Consider the following 3,084-nt stretch of genomic DNA (forward strand, 5'->3'; position numbering starts at 1 on the left):
GGCGATGAGCACGTCGGATTCGTGGGGCCGTTTCCCCCGCGTGGAGCAGCAGACGCGCGCGCTGGCGTGGCGCTCGGACGCGGTGCCCCAGGTGGAGGGCTCCGTCCTGCCGCATGGCCTGGGCCGCAGCTACGGCGATTCCTGCCTCAACGGCGGGGGCACGGTGCTGCTCACCGCGGGCCTGGACCGGCTCATCGACTTCGACCCGACGACGGGCGTGGTGCGCTGCGAGTCAGGCGTGTCGTTGGACACGCTGCTGCGGCTGGCCGTGCCGCGCGGCTGGTTCCTGCCGGTGACGCCGGGCACGAAGTTCGTCACGGTGGGCGGCGCCATCGCCAATGACGTGCACGGCAAGAACCACCACCGGGCCGGGACGTTCGGCCGGCACGTGCGCCGCTTCGAGCTGGTGCGCTCGGACGGAAGCCGGCGGATGTGCGCGCCCGACGAGAACCCGGACTGGTTCGGCGCGACGATTGGCGGCCTGGGGCTCACGGGGCTTGTCACCTGGGCGGAGGTGCAGCTCAAGCCCATCCGCAACCCCTTCGTGATTCAGGAGACCGTCCCGTTCGAGAACCTGGACGGCTTCATCCGCGTGTCCGCGGAGTCCGAGGCGGACCACGACTTCACCATGTCGTGGGTGGACTGCCTGGCGCGCGGGCGCAAGCTGGGGCGCGGCCTGTTCTACCGGGGCAACTTCGCGCCCACGCAGTTCGAGCGGCTGCCCCTGTCGAAGAGCCACCTGTCGCATGGCAGCGGGCTCGCGGTGCCCATCGACCTGCCGGGCTTCTGCCTCAACCGGCTGTCGGTGTCCGCGTTCAACTTCCTGTACTACCACCGGGAGCGGATGAAGCCGTCTCCCCGGCTCGTGCATTACGATCCGTTCTTCTACCCGCTCGACAGCGTCTACGGCTGGAACCGCATCTACGGCCGCCGGGGCTTCCTCCAGTTCCAGTGCGTGGTGCCCCACGCCACCGCGCGCGACGCGCTGAGGGAGCTGCTGGAGCGCAGCGCCCGAGGTGGGCTGCCCAGCTTCCTGTCCGTGCTCAAGACGTTCGGCGACCTGCCGTCGCCCGGGTGGCTGTCCTTCCCGCGCCCCGGCTACACGCTGGCCCTGGACTTCGCCAACCAGGGTGAGAAGACGTGGAAGCTGGTGGAATCGCTGGACCGCGTGACGCGCGAGGCGGGCGGGGCGGTGTACCCGGCCAAGGACGCGCGCATGAGTCCGGAGAGCTTCGCCGCGTACTTCCCCAAGCGCGAGCAGTTCTCCGCGTACGTCGATCCCGCGTTCTCGTCCTCCTTCTGGCGCCGGGTGAACCCGGTGTCCTTGCCCTTGCCCTCGCTGGAAGACCGTCAGGTCGCCATCCCATGAAGAAAGTCATTGTCCTCGGCGCCACGAGCGCCATTGCCCAGGCCACGGTGCGGCTGCTCTCCGCGCGCGGGGCGTCGCTGTACCTGGTGGGCCGCAACGCCGCGAACCTGGAGGCGGTGGCCAAGGACGCGGCCACGCGCGGCGCGCAGAAGGTGGAGTTCCGCGCGCTGGATTTGAACGACTGCGAAGCGCACGCGAGCCTCGTGGAGAGAGCGTGGCAGGCCCTGGGCGGATTGGACGGGGTCGTGCTGGCGCATGGCGTGCTGGGAGACCAGGAGGAGAGCCAGCGTTCGTGGGCGGCGGCGGAGGTGGTGCTGCGCACGAACTTCCTCTCCGCCGCGTCGCTGCTGACGGAGCTGGCCAACCGCTTCGAGGCGCAGAAGGCCGGCACGCTGGTGGTGATTTCGTCGGTGGCGGGAGACCGTGGCCGGCAGAGCAACTACGTGTACGGCGCGTCCAAGGGCGCGCTGACCGTGTTCCTCCAGGGCCTGCGCAACCGGCTGGCGAAGTCCGGCGTGGCGGTGGTGACGGTGAAGCCCGGCTTCGTGGACACGCCGATGACGGCCCACGTGCCGAAGAACAAGCTCTTCGCGTCGCCGGAGCAGGTGGCGCGAGGCCTCTTGAAGGCCGCGGACGGGCGCAAGAACGAGGTCTACGTGCCCGGCTTCTGGGCGCTCATCATGCTCATCATCAAGAGCATCCCGGAGCCTGTGTTCAAGCGGCTGAAGCTCTAGGCTTCCGCTGTTGCCCGCGCGGGCAGCCGGTGGAGCGGGGCGCAGTGGGGCGCGTGCATCTGGAGGAACTGGCGCATCCGCTCCGCGCGTTCCAAGTCGTTCCGCTGGATGGCCGCGACCCGGAGTGCCCAGGCGCAGAGCAGGCGGACCACGATGAGAGGAGACTCCTCCTGGTGGTGCTCCAGCAGCCGCAGGCCCTCCGGCGTTGATTGGCCCGTGACGACTTCCGCGGAGTGGATGAGGACGTCGTAGAAGACGCGGCCCATCTTGGCTCCGGGAACGGCGGGGTTGATGTCGGCCAGGGCGAGGGCCTCGCGGGCGAGCCTCAGGGTCTGCTCAGGGTCGTCCTTGCAGATCAGCTGGAGGAGCGCGTCGCTGCTTCGCTCCATGGCCTGGAGCAGGGGCGCCTTGCTCCGCCAGTCCACCGCGTTCAATTCGTGGCGGGCCAGGGCGTCCTGCCCGTAGAGGATCCTCCCCAGGGCCCGTCTCTGCGCCCGGAAGACGTCCACGTCGGGGAAAGGGCTGCTCGGAGGAAGGAGCTCATCCGTGAGCCTGAAGTAGGCCTCCACGTCAGGGTGCTGGAGTGCCTCTGCCTCCCGCCTGCGCGCCTTGCGAACCTGGTACTGCCGCCAGGCCAGGCTCCCGCCCACGAGCACGAAGAAGAGGATGAGGAAGGGGAGCAACTGCTGGCCCAGCCCTGGAGGAACCTGGGGCCTGGGGGTGGGCCATTCGCCGTCTCCGGTGATGGGCGAGGGGTGGGTGAAGAAGGCATGGAAGCCGTACCAGAGCGGCAGCAGGACGGCCCAGATGAGCAGGAGCTTCCGGAACGGATGGCGACCCAGCCATCCCAGGACGGGCACCTTGCGGAGCTGCTTATCGGCGACTCCGCGGAGATAGCGATTGTTCTCTTCGCGCGACATGCGCGTACCGTAACCCCTTCCACTCCGTGCCTGAAAGACAGACACGGAGTGGAGGTTGTCT

The 3,084-nt window shown here is 69.0% G+C and carries 3 protein-coding genes; 2 read left to right on the forward strand and 1 reads right to left on the reverse strand.

Features of this window, described 5'->3' with window-relative positions; all coding sequences use genetic code 11:
* Positions 1 to 4: 4 nt before the first annotated feature.
* Together D7V77_RS10735 and D7V77_RS10740 are read left to right on the forward strand one after the other, a co-directional pair.
* Positions 5 to 1,369, forward strand: a complete 1,365-nt coding sequence (locus D7V77_RS10735) for an FAD-binding oxidoreductase (protein WP_120576173.1) — start codon at positions 5 to 7, stop codon at positions 1,367 to 1,369.
* Entirely contained in the window at positions 1,366 to 2,103 is a 738-nt protein-coding gene (locus D7V77_RS10740; protein ID WP_120576174.1) for an SDR family oxidoreductase, read from the forward strand. The genes D7V77_RS10735 and D7V77_RS10740 overlap by 4 nt, the downstream gene beginning before the upstream one ends.
* Here D7V77_RS10740 and D7V77_RS10745 read toward each other — a convergent pair.
* Positions 2,100 to 3,023 carry a hypothetical protein gene (locus D7V77_RS10745; RefSeq protein WP_120576175.1) on the reverse strand — a complete coding sequence of 308 codons (924 nt, stop codon included), beginning with the start codon at positions 3,021 to 3,023 and terminating at the stop codon, positions 2,100 to 2,102. The two genes, D7V77_RS10740 and D7V77_RS10745, sit on opposite strands and share 4 nt — an antisense overlap.
* Positions 3,024 to 3,084 lie beyond the last annotated feature (61 nt).

This window comes from Corallococcus sp. CA041A (assembly GCF_003612075.1).
Classification (GTDB): domain Bacteria; phylum Myxococcota; class Myxococcia; order Myxococcales; family Myxococcaceae; genus Corallococcus; species Corallococcus exiguus.